Origin of the sequence: Exiguobacterium sp. s141 (assembly GCF_018618085.1) — a bacterium.
GTDB lineage: Bacteria > Bacillota > Bacilli > Exiguobacteriales > Exiguobacteriaceae > Exiguobacterium > Exiguobacterium mexicanum_A.
Genome location: NZ_JACSLJ010000001.1, coordinates 390,646 through 412,873, shown reverse-complemented (window position 1 = coordinate 412,873; position 22,228 = coordinate 390,646). Strand labels below are relative to the sequence as shown.

Below are 22,228 nucleotides of genomic sequence, written 5' to 3'. Positions count from 1 at the left end.
ATGCCGCTGTATCCACTATTGCCGATCAGCCTATTCATTGCCGGGATGTACGGGTCGGTCGCCCTCTGCCTCCTGTTGTCTGTCGCCATCGCGTTCACCTGTCGCGGTCAATCCGTCTATGCGCATATCGGCGCCGTCCTGCTCGTCCTGTTCGTGTTCGTACGTCCTGACGCCGAACCGTTGCCGGAGGCCGGGCCCTATCTGTTCGCCATCGATAGCCGGCGGGACAACGGACTATCAGCGCGGCTGTATGGACAAATCGACGGGACGGAAGGTGTGTTGACCGGTCGTGACCTCGCACTCGGTCGTCCCGGAGAGACGTGCCTCGTCACGTTCACGCACATCCCGTTCGCACCGCTGCGTAATACGGGCGGATTCAATGAGTCGGCGTGGGCGCTCGGAGCCGGTCTGACGTTCAAAGGGAGTGACGTCGCCATCGAGGCGTGTCGTCCGAGTGACGGGATAGCTGGGCGGATGCTCCGCTGGAAAGAACGGCAGCTCGCGAGAATCGAGGCAACGTATCGACCAGATGTGGCGCTATACATGGAGGCGTTATTGTTTGGGGAGAGCCGATTGCTCGATGAGGACACCTCGTTCTCTTACCGGGTCACGGGTCTGCTTCATCTGCTCGTCATCTCCGGGTCACATATCGCGCTCCTCGTTTTGGCGTTCCGTTGGCTGATGCGCGGTTTGCCGTTTCGTCAGGAGACGAAGACGCAACTCATCATCGCCGCGGTCACGCTGTTCGGCTGGCTGACCGGGTTTTCGCCACCGGTCGCACGGGCCGTTCTCGTCGCCGATCTGTTGCTCGGGTTGTCGCTGTTCGGCTACCGTGTCCGTGACCCGATTCGGTTACTGAGTTGGTGTGCCGCGATGCTACTCGCCGTGCAACCTTATCTGTTCTGGAATCTAGGGTTTCAATTGACGGTCGCGATGACGCTATTTTTGCTCGTGACCCGGTCGATTTGGAAGGGGCCGTTCGGATTGGCCATCTATGCGCAATGGTTCGGTCTCATCTTCCTATGGCCCGTGCAACCAATTCTATCGATGTTGGCACCGGTATATAACGTGCTCGTCGGGCTGTTGATCTCTTGGTTCATCATCCCGATCACACTGCTCTCGTACCTCGTACCGACGGCCGAACCACTCCTCTATCCGGTCCTCGACGGGTTGAACGGGACGTTCCAACTGCACCATGACTGGCAGCCGTGGCTCCCGTTGCACGAGTTCACGTTTTGGCACGCTGTAACGCTCGCTGCCGTGCTGTGGGGTGGGTTGATCTTACTCGAATGGAAGCGCTGGACGGGCTGGGCGCTGGCCGTCAGTTCCCTTTTCTTCCTTCACGTCTCGTTGGAATGGACCGAACAGCCACGCGTCACGTTTCTAGATGTCGGGCAGGGCGATGCCATCGTCGTCGAGTATGGCGATGTGACCGGGGTCATCGATGTCGGCGGAGTGTTTCAAGACCCGAAGGAATCGAAACGGTCCACGTATGATCCGGGAGCGGATGTCGTCGCCCCGTACATATGGAAGCGAGGGGAGACGCGTCTCGATTTCTTGCTGCTTACCCATGCCGATCATGATCATGTCGGCGGACTGTCCGGTTTGCTCTCGTCCATCGAAGTCGATGAGGTGTGGCTCTCGGCGGAAGTAGCGGATCAAGGCAAACGAGACGAGTTACTGGCCGAGCTGGCGGCTTATCAAGTCCCGGTCCGGCTCCTGTCGAGCGGGGACAGGCCGTACCCGTGGATGTGGGTCGTCGCCCCGGACGAGTCAGGAGAGGATGAGAATGCGAACTCGGTGTCACTGTTCATGAAAGTCGGGAACCTCACTTATTTATTGACCGGAGACTTACCGGACACACGGGAAGGGATGATCCCGACCGTCGACGTCGATGTATTCAAGCTCGGACATCACGGGGCGGACTCATCCTCGAGTCGTGAGTTGATTGAGCGGGTCGATCCGGAATGGATTGTCGTCAGCGTCGGGGCGAACAATCGCTACGGTCACCCCCACCCCGACACGTTAGAGCGAATCGAAGGAAGACGGTTATTGCGGACGGACGAGGACGGGATGGTCGTCTGTGAACGAAATCGCTGTCGCGGGATCGTAACGAGGGGGGTCACTCCAAGAAATCTATGATAAACTAAAAAAGCGATTGCTCCCCCGGGGCAATCGCTTTCTGACTGACTTATAAGCTCAAGAACTTGATGAGGACACCGATCGCGAAGATGGTGAAGAAAAAGCCGAACGGGACGATGAAGCCGATTGCTGAATCGATGGCATCGTTACGTTTGCACTGCACGTCGTTCTCGAACGGGTTTTCGCTTTGTGGGCGAACAGAGTTAATATGCATAGTGAGTCCCTCCTTGAAATGGTTCCGTCCTAAGTATAGCGAATCAGTGAAGGATAATCTATGTTTAGATAAGAATAAATTGTGAAAGTGGTGTGTGTTTTGAATGAACCGTGGCTGCATAACGGAAAGTTGTCGAACGTGTATGTCCTATTTGGGACAGAGAAATATTTACTAGAGACGTGGGAACGGTCGATCATCAAAGCCGCCAACCCGTCTGATGATCAATTTGATGTCATGCAGCTCGACTTGCACGAGACGTCACTCGATACGGCGCTTGATGAAGCGGAGACGGTACCTTTTTTCAGTGAGTATCGGACCGTCATCGTCAAACATGCCCAGTTTTTGACGGGGGCGAAAGAAAAGCAGAAACAAAACGTCGAGCGCTTGACGGATTACGTCTTACAACCGGCGCCTTACTCTGTGCTCGTCTTTGTCATTGAAGCGGAAAAACTCGATGAACGAAAAAAAGTTGTCAAACGCCTGAAAGAACGGGCCATCGTCCTCGAAGCGAAAAAACCGAGCCAATCCGAATTAATGCGTTACGTCGGCGACGAATTGAATCGTCGTGGTCAAAAGATGGAGCGGGCGACCGTCGAGCGTCTGTTGTTCCTCTGTCAGGACGATTGGGGAAAACTCGTGCGCGAGCTTGAGAAATTACAACTCTATGCGAGTGAAGGCGCCGACATCCCGATGGAAATCGTCAACGACTTGGTCCCGCGGACGCTCGAGGATAACGTATTCCAGCTATCCGAGTTTTTAGTGGCCCGACGTGCGGATGCTGCGCTTCGGCTTGTACGGGACTTGGAGAAACAGGGGCAGGAATTGATCGGTCTGTTGTCGCTCCTCGCCCGGCAGTACCGGAATATGTATCTGGCCAAACAGTTGACCGAGAAAGGTTATGGCGAGAAGCAGATCGCCTCGAAAATCGGGGCGCATCCATATACGGTAAAACTCGCCTCACAAGCGAGCCGGAATTTCTCAGAGGCCCAGCTCGCCCGGGCGCTGACGATGATTGCCGATGCGGACGAGGCGATGAAGACGGGACGGGGCGACAAGCAAATCGTCTTTGACACACTCGTCTGCCAATTAACGTTACTGTGAGGTGAAGACATGGGATTACAGGAAGTGAGACTCGTGGACGTGATTCCGCTCCGGCATGAAGTGTTACGGCCGGGACAGGCAGTCGAGACATGTTATTTTGAAGGGGATGACGCCGAGACGACACGCCACTATGCCTGGGTCGAAGACGGTCGTGTCGTGTCGATTGCGACCGTGATGGAAGTGGGGCGTGACTTCGACGGTCAGACGGTGCCGTATCAGCTCAGAGGGATGGCAACGGACCCGGCATTTGCTGGCCAAGGAATTGGCTCGTCCTTTTTACAGGCGTTGCATGAAGCGGTCAGTGATTCGTGGTGGTGCAACGCTCGAGCGATCGCCGTCCGGTTCTATGAACGGAACGGATTGGTGACGGTCGGTGACGCGTTCGACATTCCAGGGATTGGACCCCATTATGTGATGAAGTACGAAAAAACAGCCGGCTCCTAATGGAGGCGGCTGTTTCGTTTTAGTCTCTAATTAGAGAGCTGCGATGCGAGCTGCGAGACGTGATTTGTCACGACCTGCTTTGTTTTGGTGGATTAGACCTTTTGCTGCAGCCTTGTCGATTTTCTTCGTAGCGAGGACGAAAGCTTCTTGAGCCGCTTCTTTGTTACCTTCTACAACGAGAGTATCAACACGTTTTACTGCTGTACGCATTGCTGCTTTCTCTTGCGAGTTCGCTACGCGACGCTTTTCAGAAGTTTTTGCACGTTTGATTGCTGATTTGATATTTGCCATGTTATTTCACCTCCTGAAACAAGAAAGTGTATGTTCTCATTACTTCAAGTAATCATTCAACAGAACAAGCACAATTGTAGCAAACGGTTATTCGAAAAGCAACCACTTGATGATTATTCTGAAAACTATATGTGGTATTGTTGTAGTAGGTCGTACACATTAACTTAGGATTTTGATATAATGACACGGTATGCATGAGAAGGATAGGTGAACCCATATATGAACAAACAAGAATTAGAGAATCGTCAAAAGAAGATTCGTAACTTTTCCATCATCGCCCACATCGACCATGGGAAGTCGACACTCGCTGACCGGATTCTCGAGAGAACTGGTGCGCTCACAGCGCGTGAAATGAAAGAACAGACGCTTGATGCGATGGATCTCGAACGGGAACGTGGGATCACAATCAAATTGAACGCCGTTAAATTGAACTATACCGCAAAAGACGGTGAAGAGTATATCCTTCATTTGATCGATACACCGGGACACGTCGACTTCACATATGAAGTGTCACGCTCGCTCGCAGCCTGTGAAGGGGCGGTCCTTGTTGTCGATGCGGCTCAAGGGATTGAAGCTCAGACACTCGCGAACGTTTATCTCGCGCTTGATAACGACCTTGAAATCATCCCGGTCATCAACAAAATTGATTTGCCGTCGGCCGATGTCGAACGTGTCCGTCAAGAGATCGAAGATGTAATCGGGCTCGACGCAAGTGATGCTGTGCCAGCTTCTGCCAAGGCGGGAATCGGGATTGAAGAGATTCTCGAGCAAGTTGTCGAACTCGTTCCACCACCGACCGGTGACCCGTCGGCACCGCTCCAAGCACTTATCTTCGACTCGTATTATGACGCCTATCGTGGCGTCGTCGCCTCGATCCGAATCGTCAACGGTTCGGTCAAAGTTGGGGACAAAGTCCAAATGATGTCGACCGGTAAATCGTTCGACGTGACGGATCTCGGCGTCTCGACACCGAAACCGGTCTCGGTGAAGGAACTGAACGTCGGCGATGTCGGTACGTTATCGGCGTCAATCAAGACGGTCGGCGACGTCCGCGTCGGTGATACGATCACGCTCGCTAAAAATCCATCGACGGAACAGCTCCCGGGCTACCGGAAAATGAACCCGATGGTGTACTGTGGTCTGTATCCGATCGATGCTGCCAAATATAACGATTTACGCGAAGCGCTCGAACGGCTTCAGTTATCGGATGCGGCGCTCGAATTCGAGCCGGAGACGTCGCAAGCACTTGGTTTCGGCTTCCGCAGCGGATTCCTCGGCATGCTCCACATGGAAATCATCCAAGAGCGAATCGAGCGTGAGTTCGGGATCGACTTGATCACGACAGCGCCATCGGTTATTTATCACGTCACAACGACGGCCGGCGACGTCATCCATGTCGATAACCCGTCGAAAATGCCGGAACAACAAAAAGTCGAGTCGATTGAAGAGCCGTACGTCAAAGCGGCCATCATGACACCGAACGACTATGTCGGTGCCATCATGGAACTTTGTCAGAAGAAGCGCGGCAGTTTCATCGACATGCAGTATATCGATACGACGCGTGTCAAAATCACGTATGACATCCCGCTCAGTGAAATCGTCTATGACTTCTTCGACCAGTTGAAGTCGAGCACGAAAGGATATGCGTCGCTTGACTACGACTTGATTGGTTACCGCCCGTCACGCCTCGTCAAGATGGATATCCTCCTCAACAACGAACTTGTCGATGCGCTCAGCTTCATCGTGCACCGCGATTTCGCCTACGAACGTGGGAAGGTCATCGTTGAGAAATTGAAGGCGCTCATTCCGCGTATGCAGTTCGAGGTGCCGATTCAGGCAGCGGTCGGAACGAAGATCGTGGCCCGTTCGACGATCAAGGCGCTCCGTAAAAACGTCCTCGCCAAATGTTACGGCGGCGATATCTCACGGAAACGTAAATTGCTCGAGAAACAAAAAGAAGGTAAAAAGCGCATGAAGATGGTTGGTTCTGTCGAAGTGCCGCAAGAAGCGTTCATGTCCGTCTTGTCGATGGACGAAGAATAATCGTTCGCCCTTATCTACGGATGAGGGCGTTTTTTTCGTATTTGGCAGGATTCGGTGGGCCAGGTACGGAATAGTACCCACTTACAGATAAATAGAGGAGGAGTGGCGGTGTCGATATATAATTTTTCAGCAGGGCCGGGCGTATTGCCAGAACCTGTCTTACGAGAAGTGCAAGCCGAGTTTCTTTCCTATAAACAAGGGGTGTCCATCGTCGAGATGAGTCACCGCTCCGACACGTTCGCGACGATCGTCGAGCAGCTCGAGACGAGACTGCGGCGATTGATGCAGATTCCAGACGATTACGCCGTCCTGTTCCTTCAAGGTGGGGCGACGCTTCAATTTTCAATGGTGCCGATGAACCTGCGGGAATCGGGTCGCTTCGCCTATCTCGACAGTGGAACATGGTCGAAGAAAGCGATCAATGACGCAAAACACTTCGGTGACGTCATCGTCGCCGGTAGTTCAGCGTCATCCAACTACGACGCAATCCCGGAGTGGCCGGAACATATTCAGGATGTGGATTATCTTCACGTGACGTTGAACAATACGATCGAAGGGACGCGCTACACGACGTTGCCGGATACGAACGTCCCGCTCGTCGCCGACATCTCGTCGAACATTTTAGCGGAAGCGATCGATGTACAGCGCTATGGTCTCTTGTACGCCGGTGCCCAAAAAAATATCGGTCCGGCCGGATTGACGATTGTCGTCATCCGTCGTGACTTGGTCACCGAGCGCGATTTGCCGTCGTATCTGGCTTACAGCAAGCATGTCGACACGCTACTTAACACCCCGTCGACGTTCAGTTTATATGTCGCTGAGCGGGTTCTCGCCTGGGTCGAGTCCGAAGGGGGCGTCGACGAGATGGAACGTCGCAACGAAAAGAAGAGCAAGCTGTTATATGACGCTTTGGATACGTCACCGGTATTTCGCGCGCTCGTCTCCGGCAAGGAACGGTCGCTGACGAATATCCCGTTCACGAGCGGAAATGACGCGACGGATGAAGCGTTCCGGCAGTTCGCGGAGATGCGCGGGTTGATCGAGCTCGGGGGTCATCGGTCGGTCGGGGGTCTTCGAGCGAGCCTTTATAATGCGATGCCACTTGAAGGTGTGACGCGTCTCATTGACGTGATGCACGAGTTTGAACAGGAGGTACAAGATGTTTCATATAAAAACGTATAACCAAATCGCCCAAGACGGGCTAAGACGCTTCGAACCGAGCGAGTACGCCGTCAATGATGCGGAGCAAGCCGACGCCTGGGTCATTCGGAGTCATGACGTCCATCAGGCGGACATCCCGCCCTATTTGCTGGCCATCGCCCGGGCCGGTGCCGGTGTGAACAACATTCCGCTCGAACGGTTGGCTCGTCAAGGCGTCGTCGTGTTCCATACACCGGGCGCGAATGCGAACGCCGTCAAGGAACTCGTGCTCGCCAGCATGCTGTTGTCGGTCCGACCGATTTTAGAAGGGGCGAACTGGGTCAATGATCATACGTTTTCCGATCAGGCGTCGCTCGAGCAGGCGATGGAAGACGAGAAGCGGCGCTTTGTCGGGTCTGAGCTAAGAGGCAAGCGAGTCGGGATCATCGGTCTCGGTGCGATCGGCGCGTCGCTCGCCAACGACTTGCTCCACCTCGGCATCGACGTCGTCGGCTACGACCCGCATTTATCGGTCGACGCGGCGTGGAACATCTCGCAACAAGTGAAGCGGGCGAAGCAGTTGAGCGAATTGCTCGCCGATGTCGACATCCTGTCGATTCATATGCCGCTCACCGATGACACGCGTCACATGATCGACGCGACGTGGTTCAAACAGATGAAACCGGGCGCCACCATCTTGAATTTTGCCCGCGGTGAGCTCGTGAACGATTCCGATTTGCTCGAGGCGCTCGATGAGAACGTGGCGACGTACATCACCGACTTCCCGAAACAGGCGCTGCTCGGTCATCCACAAGTCGTCGCCTTCCCGCATCTCGGGGCGTCGACGCACGAGTCTGAGGTGAACTGTGCGATTCAAGCCGTCGATACGCTCAAACTGTACTTAGAGACCGGTAACATCCGTAACTCGGCCAACTTCCCGAACGCGGAGCTCCCGTATGTCGGCAAGCGGCGTTTGGCGGTACTTCATTTGAACGTCCCGAATATGGTCGGTCAAATCGCGAGCCGGCTCGCCGAAAACGGCATCAACATCGATAACATGGTCAACCGGAGCCGCAACGATGTGGCCTATACGTTGATTGACATCGACAACCATAAACATGAGACGTTATCCGTGCATGCCCTATATGACATCGAGGGTGTCATGCGCGTCCGCGAATTTTAAGGAGGAATGACCATGGTCGTATTTAAACCGTTTGCCCCGTATATGCCGAAACACCCCGAGGCGGTCGCTGCCGCCCCGTACGATATCGTCACTGTCGAACAGGCGCGTGAAGACGTCGAACAGCGTCCTGATTCTTTTCTTTCGGTCGATAAACCAGAACTGTTCACGGCGGACATGCCGCTCGACGCCTGGGGACGCAGAGCCCGTCATGAGCTCGAACGGCTCTATGAATCAGAATTGACCGAGCGGACACATGGGTTTTACGTCTACCGGCTCACCGACCATGGACATGTGCAGACCGGACTCGTCGCCACGTTCTCGGTGACCGATTATGAGACGGGGAGAATCAAAATCCACGAGCACACACGTGAGGTGAAAGAGCGCGAACGGGTCGAACACGTATCGGCGACGAAAGCGCACACCGGCCCGATCTTGATGAGTCACGTCCCGGACGAAGGATTGCGTCGTATCTTGGACGACGCGACGACAGGAGAGGCGTTGTTCGCCTTCACGGACAGTGAAGGTGTCATCCATGAAGGCTATGCCGTGCCATCCAAGCATCAAGCACGCGTCATCATGCTCGGGGCAAGTATCCCAGCCCTCTATATCGCCGATGGACATCACCGGGCCAAAGCCGCAGCTGTCGTCGCTCGTCATCCGATCCATGAAGCGGAATCAAAGCAAGAGCGGGACCACTTCCTCGGTGTCCTTTTCCCGAGCGATGAGCTGACGATTTTGCCGTATCATCGCATTTTGAACGATGTGGCGCCAGAAGAAGTCAGAGCGTTGCTTGACGGTTTAGCTTTCTCGTATGAGATTGAATCGGTGCCTGCCTTACACGTCCCGAACGAGCGGGGCACGTTCGGTTTGTCTTACCGGGGCGAGCATTTCATGCTCAAAAAACGGCAGACGACGACGGCGCTCGACGTCGCGACGTTGCAACGGGATGTGCTCGAGCCGTATTTCCATGTCAAAGACGTACGGACGGACAAACGAATCGATTTCATCGGCGGCAAAGATGCCCCGACGCGCCTCGCCGACTTGGCTGAACGTGATGACGTCGTCGTGTTGACGTGTCACGCCACGGCGATGGAAGAGCTGATGCGCGTCGCCGACGAGAGCGGTCAAATGCCGCCGAAATCGACGTGGTTCGAACCGAAATTAAAGAGCGGTCTGTTCATTCATCGGTTCGATTGAACGTGCAGAGTGGCGTCACGGCGTGAAAAGCGTTATAAATGGAAGAGAAGAAAGGGGTGGCCGCCATGGCTAAAGCCGTATATCTTCACATTCCATTTTGTGAACATATTTGTTATTACTGTGATTTCAACAAGGTGTTCTTGAAGAACCAACCGGTTGATGACTATTTAGATGCATTAGAACGAGAAATCAAACTCTCGCTCGAACAATACCCGACCGATACGATTGAGACGATTTTTATCGGCGGCGGGACACCGACCGCCCTCAATGAGGCGCAGATGAAACGACTCATGGACATGGTCGCGCGTCACTTGCTCCCGCTCGCGTCGCCGGACCTCGAATACTCTGTCGAGGCAAATCCGAACTTCGTGAGCGCCGAGAAGCTCGATACGATGAAACAAGGAGGGGTCAACCGCGTCAGTTTCGGCGTCCAGACGTTCGATGACGGTGGACTCGAACGAATCGGACGGACACACCGGGCCGATGACGTGTTCGCGACCGTGACGGAAGCGGCGAAGCGATTCGATAACATCTCGATCGACTTGATGTTCGGCTTGCCGGAACAGACGCTCGAACAGATCGAACGCGACCTCGATTTGGCGTTCAAGCTCCCAATCCAACACGTGTCTTCCTATTCGTTGATTCTCGAGCCGCACACCGTGTTCGCGATTCAAGAGCGGAAAGGGAAGTTGCGCCTCCCGGGCGAGGACATCGAAGTCGAGATGTACTTGAAAGTGATGGAGACGCTCGAACGTCGAGGCTTGAAACAGTATGAGATCTCGAACTATAGCCTCAAAGGACGGGAGAGCCGTCATAACCAAGTGTACTGGCGCAACGAAGAGTATTATGGCTTCGGGGCCGGGGCGCACAGTTATTTGAACGGGGAGCGTCGAGCGAACATCGCGCCGATTCCGCACTATATCAAGGCGGAAGGGCTGCCGGTTCGCAATACGACGATGCTCGAGACGGTCGAGAAGATGGAAGAGGAACTGTTCCTCGGACTCCGGATGCGTCAAGGCGTGTCGTTTGCGACGTTCGAGTCGAAGTATGGTGTGTCGATGCGTTCGGTATTCGGGCATGTCTTGTCGGAACTCGAGGCAAAACGGTTGATCGAGACGACGGACACACACGTCCGCTTGACCGAATCTGGGCTCCCGCTCGCCAACGAGGCGTTCGCTGCCTTCATCGGCGAGGCACGGATGAGCGACTCACCGGAACAGACATCGATGTCATAACAAACAAGGGCGAACCCGGATTGGGTTCGCCCTTGTTTTGGTTATAAGACAAGATCGCGGTAAATCGGCATGAGCCGGCTGAACGTATCCTCGACGAGTGCTAGGAACGCGGCTTCGTTTTGTAGAATCGACGCATCGGCCGGAAGTTGACGACCGATCAAGAAGTCCGCTTTCTTCACCGTCGCGAACCGTTCTGTGATCGCCTCGATCGATTCAGCTGACGACTCCTCGACTAAGAACGCGTCTTTTTTCATATGATCCCCGGCGATATGGAAGTCCGGGAACTCTGATTTGAAGTCGATCGTCATGAGTCGACGGCCGATCGCTTCTTTGTTCGGCATCTCATAGATGAACGCGAGCCAGATGAAGACCCGGTCGTCGAATAATCCGACTTGGAAATGGGGATGCTTCTTATAGCCGCGTTTGTCATGGCCGATCGCCATCCACGTGTCTTTCGGTGGATTGACCGTCCGACGGGCATGTTTGGCGACATGCAAGTAAAGTGGTACACCGACATCGGCCTCGAGTTGGGGACCGACCTCTTCATAGATACGATGGAACAGCGGTTGAATCTCAGAGCGGATGCCTGCCATGCGGGCATCGAGTCCGTCTTGCGTGAATACGTTAAATTGTTGTGTTGTAAACATCTAATCACCTCAATTCGTATCATACCGAAACTTGAAGAAACATGCATACCGGAAGGCTCTATGGGACTGGAAAAAATGATGCGAATGAATTGACAAATATGGAGAACATGATAATATTTGAAGTGTAATTAGCACTCAGTAAATATGAGTGCTAATAAAGCGAGGCCAATCCTTCAGAGAGGAGTGACGTTGTGCTGACAGAGAGACAATTGCTCATTTTACGAGCCATCATTGATGATTATATTCAAACGGCCCAACCAGTCGGTTCGCGGACGTTATCGAAGCGGGATGACTTGTCATTCAGTTCGGCGACGATTCGGAACGACATGGCTGATTTAGAAGATATGGGTCTGATTGAAAAGCCGCATACGTCGGCCGGACGCATCCCGTCCGAAGTCGGCTATCGGTATTATGTCGACCATCTCGTCGAGACGAAAATCATCGACGAGCGGGAGACGTATCGCCTTGGCGAACGGCTACGTGCCTCGGCCCAAGAGTCGGAAGTGCTCATCCGTCAAGCCGCCGACCTACTCTCTGACCTGACCAATTATACGACGGTGGCGCTCGGTCCGAACAGCCAGATGAATCGGCTGGCCCGAATCGATTTGATGCCGCTCGACGAAAGGCGTGGCGTCGTCTTGATCGTGACCGACCAAGGCCACGTCGAACATCGGACGGTCGTATTCGACTCTCCGATGGCGCCGGACCTGGTCGAACAGACGATCCGCTTCTTGAACGATCGTCTGAAAGGAACTCCACTCGGTCAGCTGAAGTTCCGGATCGGAGAAGAAGTGTCCAAGCTTCGACTCGCGCATCAGGAACAATTCGAGTTCATGATGCAACTCATTCAATCGACCGTCGGCGTCCAACATCCTGCTTCGCTCTACTTAGGCGGGAAGAAGAACATCTTCAACCAACCTGAGTTCCAGACACTTGATACGTTGCGTCCGTTCCTTGAATGGATCGACGAGCAGGAGCGGTTGACCGACTGGCTCGAATCGTTGCCAAACCGCGAGATTTATGTGAGCATTGGAAGCGAGAATGGCATCGTCGCGCTTCAAAATTGTAGCGTCATCACGTCCGACTATACGCTCGACGGTCAGACGTTCGGGACGATCGCGATGATCGGACCGACCCGGATGGATTATCGACACGGGGTTCAGATGATGGGACAAATCATCGAGGCGCTCAGGCGAACGAAATTAGAAGAGTGATGGAAAGGAGCCTCATTATGACAACTGACAAACAGAATGGGCCAGAGCCAGAAGAAGTGCTCGAAGAAAAAGATTTTGATCCGAAACAGACGGAAACAGTCGAAGCTGAAGAGGTTTCAAATGTTGAGTTTGTGGAAGAAACTTCTGAGGGGACGGATTTACAAAAAGAAATCGACGCGCTCAAGGCGAGCGAGCTCCGCATCCGTGCGGATTTTGACAACTTCCGACGCCGGACGAACGAAGAGAACGCGAAACGCGTCAAATTCGCATCGCAGACGGTCGTCGAGAAATTGATTCCGCTCATCGACAACTTTGAGCGTGCGCTCCAAGTTGAAGCGAATTCGGACGACGCCAAGCAGATTCAAGCCGGTGTCGACATGATTCACCGCCAGTTGCTCGACGTCTTGAACGGTGAGAACGTCGAAGCGATCGAAGCGGTCGGACAACCGTTTGACCCGAACTATCATCAAGCGGTCATGCAAGAGCCGAGCGATGAGTTCGAATCAGGGATCGTGACGATGGAGCTTCAAAAAGGATACACGATGCACGGGCGCGTCATTCGTCCGAGCATGGTAAAAGTCTCAGAATAACATTACTTAATTAGATGGAGGAATAGACAATGGGTAAAATTATCGGAATTGACTTAGGTACAACGAACTCATGTGTAGCAGTGATGGAAGGTGGCGAAGCAGTCGTCATCTCGAACGCGGAAGGGAACCGTACGACACCATCTGTCGTCGCCTTCAAAGGGGAAGAGCGTCAAGTCGGAGAAGTCGCGAAACGTCAAGCGATCACAAACCCGAACACGATCCAGTCGATCAAACGTCACATGGGTACGGCTCATACAGTAGAAGTCGATGGCAAGAAGTTCACGCCGCAAGAAATTTCGGCGATTATCTTACAAAAATTGAAAAAAGATGCAGAAGACTACCTCGGTGAGTCAGTAACAGAAGCGGTCATCACTGTTCCTGCCTACTTCAACGATGCCGAGCGTCAAGCGACGAAAGACGCAGGGAAAATCGCTGGACTTGATGTCAAGCGGATCATCAACGAGCCGACGGCAGCAGCACTCGCTTACGGACTCGACAAAGGTGAAGACCACACAATCTTGATTTATGACCTCGGTGGCGGTACGTTCGACGTGTCGATCCTCGAACTTGGCGATGGTGTCTTCGAAGTTGTGGCTACTGCAGGGGACAACCGTCTCGGTGGTGACGACTTTGACCAAAAAGTCATCGACTACCTCGTAGCTGAATTCAAAAAAGAGAATGGCATCGACCTCGCACAAGACAAGATGGCGCTCCAACGTCTAAAAGACGCAGCTGAAAAAGCGAAGAAAGACCTTTCAGGCGTGACAAGCGCACACATCAGCCTTCCGTTCATCACGGCCGGAGCTGCTGGTCCGCTTCACCTTGAAACGACGCTCACGCGTGCGAAATTCGATGAGTTGACAGCCGACCTCGTCGAGCGCACGATGGAACCGACACGCCGTGCTTTGAAAGACTCTGGGCTCACACCATCTGACCTCGACAAGATCATCCTCGTCGGTGGTTCGACACGTATTCCAGCGGTCCAAAAAGCAATTCACGACTTCACGAAAAAAGAGCCGTTCAAAGGTGTCAACCCGGATGAAGTTGTTGCTCTCGGTGCAGCCATCCAAGGTGGTGTCCTCGCTGGTGACGTCAAAGACGTCGTCCTTCTCGACGTGACTCCGCTTTCGCTCGGTATCGAGACGATGGGTGGCGTGATGACGAAGTTGATTGACCGTAACACGACGATCCCGACTTCGAAATCACAAGTATTCTCGACGGCAGCTGACAACCAGCCGGCCGTAGACATCCACGTCCTCCAAGGGGAACGCCCGATGGCGCCGGATAACAAGACGCTCGGCCGCTTCCAATTGACGGACATCCCGCCGGCACCACGCGGTGTGCCGCAAATCGAAGTCAAATTCGACATCGATGCGAACGGAATCGTTCACGTATCGGCGAAAGACCTCGGTACGAACAAAGAGCAGTCGATCACGATCCAATCATCTTCAGGTATCGATGAGGCTGAAATCGAGCGCATGGTAAAAGAAGCGGAAGCGAACGCAGAAGCGGACAAACAGCGTAAAGAAGAAGCCGAACTCCGCAACGAAACGGACCAACTCGTCTTCGCGACAGACAAAGCGATCAAAGACCTTGGCGACAAAGTCGATGCGGCTGACAAAGAACGTGCTGAAGCGGCGAAAGAAAAAGCCAAGTCAGCACTCGAAGGCACAGACCTCGAAGCAATCCGTACGGCGAAAGACGAATTGTCAAACGTCGTTCAAGAATTGACGCAAAAAGTATATGCGAACATGGCTGAAGAGCAAGGTGCTGAAGGTGCCGAGACACAGACGGAAGCGAAAGACGACAACGTCGTCGACGCGGAGTTTGAAGACCTCGACGATCGTAAATAAGGCAACCGATAGATAGGAGAGCGCCAAAGCAGGTTTCTGCTTTGGCTCTTTCCATGTTAAGGTAGATTCGGTAGAATCTTAGTTTAGACAGTGTAGAGGAGAGAGTAACGTGGCGAAACGAGATTATTATGAAGTGCTTGGCCTGGATAAATCGGCCTCGGCACAAGACATCAAGCGGGCGTATCGTAAGCTCGCACGACAATATCACCCAGACATCAACCAAGATCCGGATGCGGCCGATAAATTTAAAGAGCTCGGAGAAGCGTATGAAGTGCTGTCAGACGAGCAGAAACGGGCCCAGTATGACCGCTTTGGTTTTGAAGGGGCCAGCCAGTTCGGTGGCGGTGGCGACTTCCAAGGTGGCTTCGGTGACATCTTTGACATGTTCTTCGGTGGCGGCGGACGTCGTCAAGATCCGAACGCTCCACGTCGCGGCGAAGATTATCAATACGTCGTCGATCTCGATTTCATGGAGAGCGTGACCGGTAAGACGGAAACAATCGACCTCGAGATCGAAGTGGAATGTGACACGTGCATGGGCAGCGGTGCCAAACCAGGGACGAAACCAGAGACGTGTGGCCGTTGTGGCGGTAGCGGCGTCGAGACGGTTGAACAGAACACGATTCTCGGGCGGATGGTCAACCAGCGGACGTGTAGCCAATGTCACGGCAGCGGGAAGACGATTAAAGAAAAATGTGAAACGTGCCATGGTTCTGGCCACGTCAAGAAACAGAAGCAAGTCGAAGTCAAGATTCCAGCCGGGATTGACAACGGCCAACAAATCCGTCTCTCCGGTAAAGGTGGCCCAGGTTATAACGGCGGGCCAGCCGGTGACCTATATATCGTTGTCCGCGTCCGGGCCCACGAGATCTTTGAACGGGTCGACCAACACATCACGATGGAGATGCCGGTCACATACGCACAAGCAGCACTCGGTGCCGAGCTCGAAGTGCCAACCGTCCACGGCAAGGTGAGCCTGAAAGTACCAGCCGGAACACAGACCGGGTCGAAATTCCGCTTGCGCGGCAAAGGGATGCCGAGCGTCCGCGGCGGCGGCAACGGCGACCAGTACGTCAATATTGTCGTCATGACGCCGACGAACATGACCGACCGTCAAAAAGAACTGCTTCGTGAGTTCGAAGAGATTAGCGGGGAAGCAGGCGTCGAAGAACAGCACGGCCTGTTCCAAAAAATGAAGAAGTTTTTTAGCCAGTAAAAGGAGCGTGTGAAACGATGAAATGGTCTGAAATTTGTGTCCACACGACACAGCAGGCAGTCGAAGCCGTATCGAACTTATTACATGAAGTGGGGGCACAAGGGGTCGTCATCGAGGACGTCGAGGACTACGACCAGATGATGGCCGAAGACCATTTCGGAGAGATTTGGGACGTTTCCGGACGCGAATCGTATCCGACGTCCGGCGTCTACGTGAAAGCGTACGTCCCGGCGTCGGGTGATTTCCAAGACACCCTCGCCGCGTTCAAAAAAGAAGTGGACGGGTTGCGTCATATGCTCGACATCGGCACCGGCGAAGTGACGGTCGTCGAGATGGACGAAGAGGACTGGGCCCATTCGTGGAAGCAATACTACAAGCCCGTCAAAATCTCGCAACATCTCACGATCGTCCCGCTCTGGGAAGATTATGAGCCGCAACCTGAAGAGAACGTCATCTTGCTTGACCCGGGCATGGCGTTTGGCACCGGGACACATCCGACGACGATGCTGTGTATTCAAGCAATCGAGAATTATATTGAGCCGGGTGACCGCTTGATCGATGTCGGAACCGGATCCGGTGTACTCGCCATCGCCGCGGCGAAGCTTGGCGCCGAACGTGTCGAGGCGCTTGATTTGGATGCGGTCGCCGTCGAATCGGCGCGTCAAAACGTCGAGACGAATGATGCCCAAGACGTCGTCGACGTGAAGACGGGAGATCTGCTGAAAGGGATGACGGGCGAGTACGATCTCGTCGTCGCCAACATTTTGGCCGACGTCATCATGCTCTTCATCGATGATGCTTATGCGCGCGTCAAATCAGGCGGTTACTTCATCACGTCTGGAATCATCGGTCAGAAGCGGGCCGAAGTGACAGCTGCGCTCGAAGCGGCTGGATTCACGATTGAAGAGACGCGTGTCATGGAAGATTGGGTCGCCATCATCGCGAAGAAAGGGTAAGCCATGCAACGATACTTTTTACAACGTGAAGCGTTTGGAAGCGATCTCGTCGAATTGCCGGCCGACGTCGTGCATCACATCGGCACAGTGCTTCGGGGAGGTCCTGGGTATCAACTCGTGCTCTTGGACGGGACCGGATTTGAATACGTGGCCGAAGTGGTGACGCTCGATAAGAAGTCCGGTACGGCACGCGTCGTCGAGAAGCGGGAAGCGACGACCGAACTGCCGGTTGACGTGACGCTCGCCTACGCGCTCCCGAAAGGGGATAAAGTCGAACTCGTTGCCCAAAAAGGGACCGAGCTCGGTATGCATCATCTGTTGGTGTTCGAGTCGAAGCGCTCGGTCGCCAAATGGGACGCCAAGAAGGTGCCGAAAAAGCTGGAACGGCTCCAAAAAATCATGCAGGAGGCGGCCGAACAGTCGTACCGCGCCGTCGTCCCGACATGTGCTTATCTCACCCCAAAAGAGCTAACGGCTCGTTTCAATGCATATGATGCGGTCGTTCTCGCGTACGAAGAGGTGGCCAAACACGGAGAGGGTTCCGCGTTTGCGACGGTGTTGACATCCGCTCGACCGGGCTCGAAGCTCCTGCTTCTCGTTGGTCCAGAAGGCGGCTTCGATGAAGCGGAAGTGGCCGGTTGGATCGAGGCGGGTGCCGTACCTTGTGCGTTCGGTCCGCGTATATTGCGTTCGGAAACGGCTCCGCTCTATGCGCTCTCAGCTATTTCCTACGCCCTTGAATTGAATTGATACACCACAAAGATGGCTCTCGCATATGCGAGAGCCATCTTTTGTGGAAAGATAAAGGGCTCGCATCCAAGAGGCGAACCCTTCCACTTATTTTTTGACGAGTGTGATCGTCTTCGTCGTCACGTTTCCGGCGAGGTCAGTCGCCTCGAACGTGAACGTGTTCTCACCTGATGTCACAGGTAACGCGATTCGCTCGGTTTTAGTGAACGAACGCATCTCATACGGAGCCTTCAGCGTCTGGCTGAATTTCAAGTCACCGTTGACGAGAAGCTTCACTTCATCAAAGTTGTCTTTCACGGTCACGTCGACGTTGACCGTCGATTGTTTTTTACCGATTTTCTTCGGCAGTTTCCCGATTTCGATGACGGCTGGTGTCGTGTCCACGAAAATCGCACGTTGGAAGTTGGTCACGTTGCCGGCCGCGTCTTCGGCGACGAAACGTAATTTATGGACGCCGTCCACGAAACTGCGGGTCGTGTTGAAGACGTGTTCTTTCTTCGCATCATCCCATGTGAGTGGCACGTCAACGCCGTCAACTTGGAACGATTGGATCGCAGATGCATCTTGAATCGTTCCAGATACCGGGATGTCCGATGTCGCGTATGGCGTCAATGCGAGCGGGGCGTTCACGAACACGCCCGGCTTATCGGCGTCTGTCGAGTAGGCGACCGTCTTCGTCGTGCTGTTGCCGGCGTGATCGACGACGCGAACGCTGACTTGATCAGCGTCACTGACGCCTGCGAACGTGTATGCCGCTTTGTCGTCAGCCTGTTTGGCGACGGATTTCCCGTTCAAGAAATATTCGACCGAATGGATGCCTGAGAACTCATCTTTCGCTTGGACCGCCAAGCTGTCCCCTTGCCATTTCGTCGTGAACGTCGGGTCCGTGTAATCGACTTTGACCGGGAAGCGAAGCGTCTGGGCTTGTTTCTTCATGTAGTCGATGCTTCCTTCGATTTCGTAGAAGTACTTGCCGGCAGGGGCTGGCTTGCCGTTCAACTGACCATCCCACGTGTAAGCGGCCGAGTAGTAGTAAGGCGTGTTGGCACCACCGTCAAAGTAGTTCTTACGAAGTTCTTCGTCTTGGAACAGCGTCCGGACGACGTTCCCTGACTCGTCGACGATGCGGTACTTGACATCCTTGGCGTTACGGAGCAACGAGAACACCGGTACAGCGACATCCTTTGAGCCATCTTTGTCTGGGGAGAAGGCGATTGCGTCGGCATCGACAGACTTGTCGAGGTTCGATCCGAGATAGTTTCCTGTCTGGTCGACCATGCCTGATACTTCATAGAACGAGCCGTCTTCATAGATGGAGGCATCGAAGATAGGTGCCTTGCCCCAGTCTCCTTCGAAACCGACGAACGGTACGACGAGTGACGGGTTGCCCTCAGGACCGTTGACGTCCGTCAAGCGGACGAATCCATCGACGAAGTAACCGTTCTCGAAGACGTCTTTCGCCGGTACGAGGCCGTCGAGCGTTTTCGGATTGAGCACTTTCGCTTTCGAGACGTCGAGCGCGATTTTCAATTCAACTTTTTGATTTGGTCTCACTTTGACCGTGCGAACTTTTTTGCCATTCACCGTTACTTTTGCATTCTCGAGTGCTTGTGCTTCCATCGCGTTCTGAACGAGTCCGGCCGTCTGCTCGATGGCGAGGTCGGTCTGGAGTGACGAAGACACGTTATACGACACGGCCTTATCCGACAAGTTCTCGACGACGAGTGTGAACGTGGCTTTGCTGCGGTTCAATTCCTTGAGCGCGACTTTTGCTTCTTTCGTTTTCTTTTCGTACGCGATCGCTGGTGTCGAAACGGCAGCATGCAATTGCATGAGACCAGCTCCACCACGACGCGGCGTGTAAGGGAGGTTTTGTTGCAACTGTTTGTTGAGCGGTCCGATATCCGTGACAGCTTTTGACGTGTTGATAAGCAAGTTCTTCGCCATCGTGACACGTGCCGTGCCTGTCAAGTTGAAGTCGCGGTCAACGCGTTCGAGGACGAGGGCGGCTCCACCGGCAACGTGTGGTGCAGCCATCGATGTACCGCTCATCAAGCCGTACTGGTTATCGTTCAACGTCGAGAAGATCTGTCCGCCTGGTGCCGAGATCTCTGGTTTGAAGTCAAGGTTTGGCGTCATGCCCCATGATGTGAAGTTCGAGAGCTGACCGGCCGCACCGTTGACGACGCTGAGTCGATCGCCGGCAAAGCCAATTGTCATCTGTTCGCCCGCAAGGAGACGTTGTTGCAAGGCGTTTCCGTCCTTGATGCTGAGCGAGGCCATCGGGACTTGCGGGTTTGACAAGGCCATGCTCACGTAGTCGCCGTGACCGACAGCACCGCGGACGATGACACCGGCCGCGCCGTTCGCTTCGGCCGTCTGCTGAATGTTCGAATAGAAGTAACTGCCGTCACGGACGGCGAGGACGATTTTCCCTTTGACATCTTTTCCGACGTACTGGCTCGGTTGCCCGTCGCCGACGTAAACGAGTTCATAGTCTCCTTGTGTAAAGGCGGGACCGTCTTGTTTTTTCCAACCGATTTTATCGGTGTTGTCGCCTGACTTGATGGAGAACGCGTCCAATTGGATTTGATCGTTCTCGAGCGAAGCGACGGATGTTGATGCCGAGCTGACACTCGGGGCACCGACGACGCCCGTGTCCGGGTTGTTGGCGTATGGAAGGTCATAACCGTTCCCGAAGTAGGCCGAGTTCCCTGCTGAAATGGACATGAAGACACCGTTGTCGACGGCACGTTGGACGGCTTGTTGTTCCGGTGAGTCGGCGTCGACGAATCCGGCCGTTGATCCGAGACTCATGTTGATGACGTCCGCCCCGAGTTTGATGGCGTCATCGATGGCTTTAATGTAGATATCGCCGTATGTCGAAGCATAGTTTGGGTCGTTACTGAATACTTTGAGCCCGAGCACTTGTGCCTCAGGAGCGACACCTTTCAATCCACCCGCGGCTTCATCACCGTTGGCGGCGACGGTACCGGAGACGTGCATGCCGTGCATCGAGGCGCCAGGCGAATCGTCACGGATGTCATCGTTCTCATCATAATAGTTATAAGCGTATGGGACTTTCTCGTTTATGTAAGCTCCAGGCATGCCGAACGTGCTGACGGCCGTCTCGACTTCGGTTTGCGATAACTCAGCCTTCGAATCATCCGTAAGACGGAAGTCGCGATGGTCGGCGTCGACGCCTGTATCGATGACGGCGACGATCGTGCCTTCGCCCGTGAAGCCATAGTCGCCCCACGTCTGTTGCGATTGGACCATGCCGTTGCTCGTGACCATATCCGGTTTGACTTCTGGACGTTCGTACTCATTGACGACGTGGACGTGCGCAACTTCAGGTAACGCCTCGACTTTTTTGACGTCGGTCGCTGTGAGCATCGTACTGAACCCGTTGAAGACGGTCGTGAACTCTTCAAGCGTCACGGCTTTAACGCCTTTTTTCGAGATGGCCGCTTTTGCTTTCTTTTGTTCGGCTTTGACGACCTTTTGGGCGCCATCTTTCTCGGTCTTCGTCAATTCATTGAATTTCTTGCCTTTCTTTTTCGCTTGATCGATCGCCGGGGCACCGACGAGTTCGACGACGACACGTAACTTCTCGTGTTTGTCCGTCGTGTTCACGCTTTGTTTGACGGACGGTTTGGCCAAGACCGGTTCGGCACCGAGACCGAGCAGGCCAGGGGTCAACGCGAGACATGTCGCGAGGGAGACGTTCAAATAAAATTTTGGTTGTGGCAATTTAGTATCCTCCAATCGTTTTTTGAAAAAATAAATCCATTTGTGGAAAATGATAGCGGATTTAAATCTAAAAATCCTCCTGTTTTTTAAACGGAAGGGTAATGAATTTGAACAAATTAAAAGATTCTGACAATTACTTTGGACCTATGTGCTCAAATTGGCATATAGGTCTTTTTCCAGTGTAGGCCTCCAATTCTCAAAAAAATGAAGTCTCTAAAACAAAATGAACAATTTACTTGAGATTTCTAGCGTAAGTTGA

General features: G+C 53.8%; 18 protein-coding genes. 14 read left to right on the top strand and 4 right to left on the bottom strand.

What is annotated here, in order from left to right; genetic code table 11:
• Window positions 1–2,142, top strand: coding sequence for a ComEC/Rec2 family competence protein (locus tag KNP74_RS02160; protein ID WP_214763243.1), 2,142 nt, complete (start codon window positions 1–3; stop codon window positions 2,140–2,142).
• 49 nt (window positions 2,143–2,191) lie between these two features.
• Here KNP74_RS02160 and KNP74_RS02155 read toward each other — a convergent pair whose 3' ends face one another.
• Window positions 2,192–2,356 (bottom strand): YqzM family protein, encoded by a 165-nt coding sequence (locus KNP74_RS02155; RefSeq protein ID WP_016508105.1) that lies wholly within the window; start codon window positions 2,354–2,356, stop codon window positions 2,192–2,194.
• Between the two features lie 90 nt (window positions 2,357–2,446).
• Between KNP74_RS02155 and holA the strand changes: the two genes are divergently transcribed.
• Both holA and KNP74_RS02145 read left to right on the top strand, forming a co-directional pair.
• Window positions 2,447–3,457, top strand: a complete 1,011-nt coding sequence (gene holA, locus KNP74_RS02150) for a DNA polymerase III subunit delta (RefSeq protein ID WP_371816315.1) — start codon at window positions 2,447–2,449, stop codon at window positions 3,455–3,457.
• A gap of 9 nt (window positions 3,458–3,466) precedes the next feature.
• Window positions 3,467–3,901: a GNAT family N-acetyltransferase gene (locus tag KNP74_RS02145; protein WP_034778154.1), complete on the top strand. Its 435-nt coding sequence runs from the start codon at window positions 3,467–3,469 to the stop codon at window positions 3,899–3,901.
• Window positions 3,902–3,931: 30 nt separating this feature from the next.
• On the opposite strand, the gene rpsT is transcribed toward KNP74_RS02145, so the two are convergent.
• Window positions 3,932–4,192, bottom strand: coding sequence for a 30S ribosomal protein S20 (gene rpsT / locus KNP74_RS02140; RefSeq protein WP_034778152.1), 261 nt, complete (start codon window positions 4,190–4,192; stop codon window positions 3,932–3,934).
• Between the two features lie 219 nt (window positions 4,193–4,411).
• Between rpsT and lepA the strand changes: the two genes are divergently transcribed.
• The 5 genes from lepA (at window position 4,412) to hemW (ending at window position 10,990) form a co-directional block, all read left to right on the top strand.
• Window positions 4,412–6,235 (top strand): translation elongation factor 4, encoded by a 1,824-nt coding sequence (lepA, locus tag KNP74_RS02135; protein ID WP_214763241.1) that lies wholly within the window; start codon window positions 4,412–4,414, stop codon window positions 6,233–6,235.
• Window positions 6,236–6,343: 108 nt separating this feature from the next.
• A complete protein-coding gene (gene serC, locus KNP74_RS02130; RefSeq protein ID WP_214763240.1) occupies window positions 6,344–7,417 on the top strand; it encodes a 3-phosphoserine/phosphohydroxythreonine transaminase in 1,074 nt (357 codons plus the stop codon).
• Entirely contained in the window at window positions 7,395–8,558 is a 1,164-nt protein-coding gene (locus KNP74_RS02125; protein ID WP_214763239.1) for a 3-phosphoglycerate dehydrogenase family protein, read from the top strand. The genes serC and KNP74_RS02125 overlap by 23 nt, the downstream gene beginning before the upstream one ends.
• Window positions 8,559–8,570: 12 nt before the next feature.
• Window positions 8,571–9,755, top strand: coding sequence for a DUF1015 family protein (locus KNP74_RS02120; protein WP_214763238.1), 1,185 nt, complete (start codon window positions 8,571–8,573; stop codon window positions 9,753–9,755).
• A gap of 65 nt (window positions 9,756–9,820) precedes the next feature.
• Window positions 9,821–10,990, top strand: a complete 1,170-nt coding sequence (gene hemW, locus KNP74_RS02115; RefSeq protein ID WP_214712720.1) for a radical SAM family heme chaperone HemW — start codon at window positions 9,821–9,823, stop codon at window positions 10,988–10,990.
• Between the two features lie 41 nt (window positions 10,991–11,031).
• Here the strand turns inward: hemW and KNP74_RS02110 are convergent, their stop codons facing one another.
• A complete protein-coding gene (locus KNP74_RS02110) occupies window positions 11,032–11,637 on the bottom strand; it encodes a DUF1054 domain-containing protein (protein ID WP_034778142.1) in 606 nt (201 codons plus the stop codon).
• Window positions 11,638–11,828: 191 nt separating this feature from the next.
• Between KNP74_RS02110 and hrcA the strand changes: the two genes are divergently transcribed.
• The 6 genes from hrcA (at window position 11,829) to KNP74_RS02080 (ending at window position 18,216) form a co-directional block, all read left to right on the top strand.
• Complete coding sequence (gene hrcA / locus KNP74_RS02105) at window positions 11,829–12,851, top strand: heat-inducible transcriptional repressor HrcA (protein WP_034778141.1); 1,023 nt, start codon at window positions 11,829–11,831, stop codon at window positions 12,849–12,851.
• Between the two features lie 17 nt (window positions 12,852–12,868).
• Window positions 12,869–13,441 (top strand): nucleotide exchange factor GrpE, encoded by a 573-nt coding sequence (gene grpE / locus KNP74_RS02100; protein WP_034778140.1) that lies wholly within the window; start codon window positions 12,869–12,871, stop codon window positions 13,439–13,441.
• Between the two features lie 29 nt (window positions 13,442–13,470).
• The gene (gene dnaK, locus KNP74_RS02095) at window positions 13,471–15,294 is read left to right on the top strand and encodes a molecular chaperone DnaK (protein ID WP_138859216.1); all 1,824 of its coding nucleotides are present in this window, start codon (window positions 13,471–13,473) and stop codon (window positions 15,292–15,294) included.
• A gap of 109 nt (window positions 15,295–15,403) precedes the next feature.
• Window positions 15,404–16,510 carry a molecular chaperone DnaJ gene (dnaJ, locus tag KNP74_RS02090; protein WP_214763237.1) on the top strand — a complete coding sequence of 369 codons (1,107 nt, stop codon included), beginning with the start codon at window positions 15,404–15,406 and terminating at the stop codon, window positions 16,508–16,510.
• 17 nt (window positions 16,511–16,527) lie between these two features.
• Window positions 16,528–17,466 carry a 50S ribosomal protein L11 methyltransferase gene (gene prmA / locus KNP74_RS02085; protein ID WP_034778137.1) on the top strand — a complete coding sequence of 313 codons (939 nt, stop codon included), beginning with the start codon at window positions 16,528–16,530 and terminating at the stop codon, window positions 17,464–17,466.
• A 3-nt stretch (window positions 17,467–17,469) separates the two neighbouring features.
• The gene (locus KNP74_RS02080) at window positions 17,470–18,216 is read left to right on the top strand and encodes a 16S rRNA (uracil(1498)-N(3))-methyltransferase (RefSeq protein ID WP_138859218.1); all 747 of its coding nucleotides are present in this window, start codon (window positions 17,470–17,472) and stop codon (window positions 18,214–18,216) included.
• An 87-nt stretch (window positions 18,217–18,303) separates the two neighbouring features.
• On the opposite strand, the gene KNP74_RS02075 is transcribed toward KNP74_RS02080, so the two are convergent.
• Complete coding sequence (locus KNP74_RS02075; RefSeq protein WP_214763236.1) at window positions 18,304–21,969, bottom strand: S8 family serine peptidase; 3,666 nt, start codon at window positions 21,967–21,969, stop codon at window positions 18,304–18,306.
• Between the last annotated feature and the right edge of the window lie 259 nt (window positions 21,970–22,228).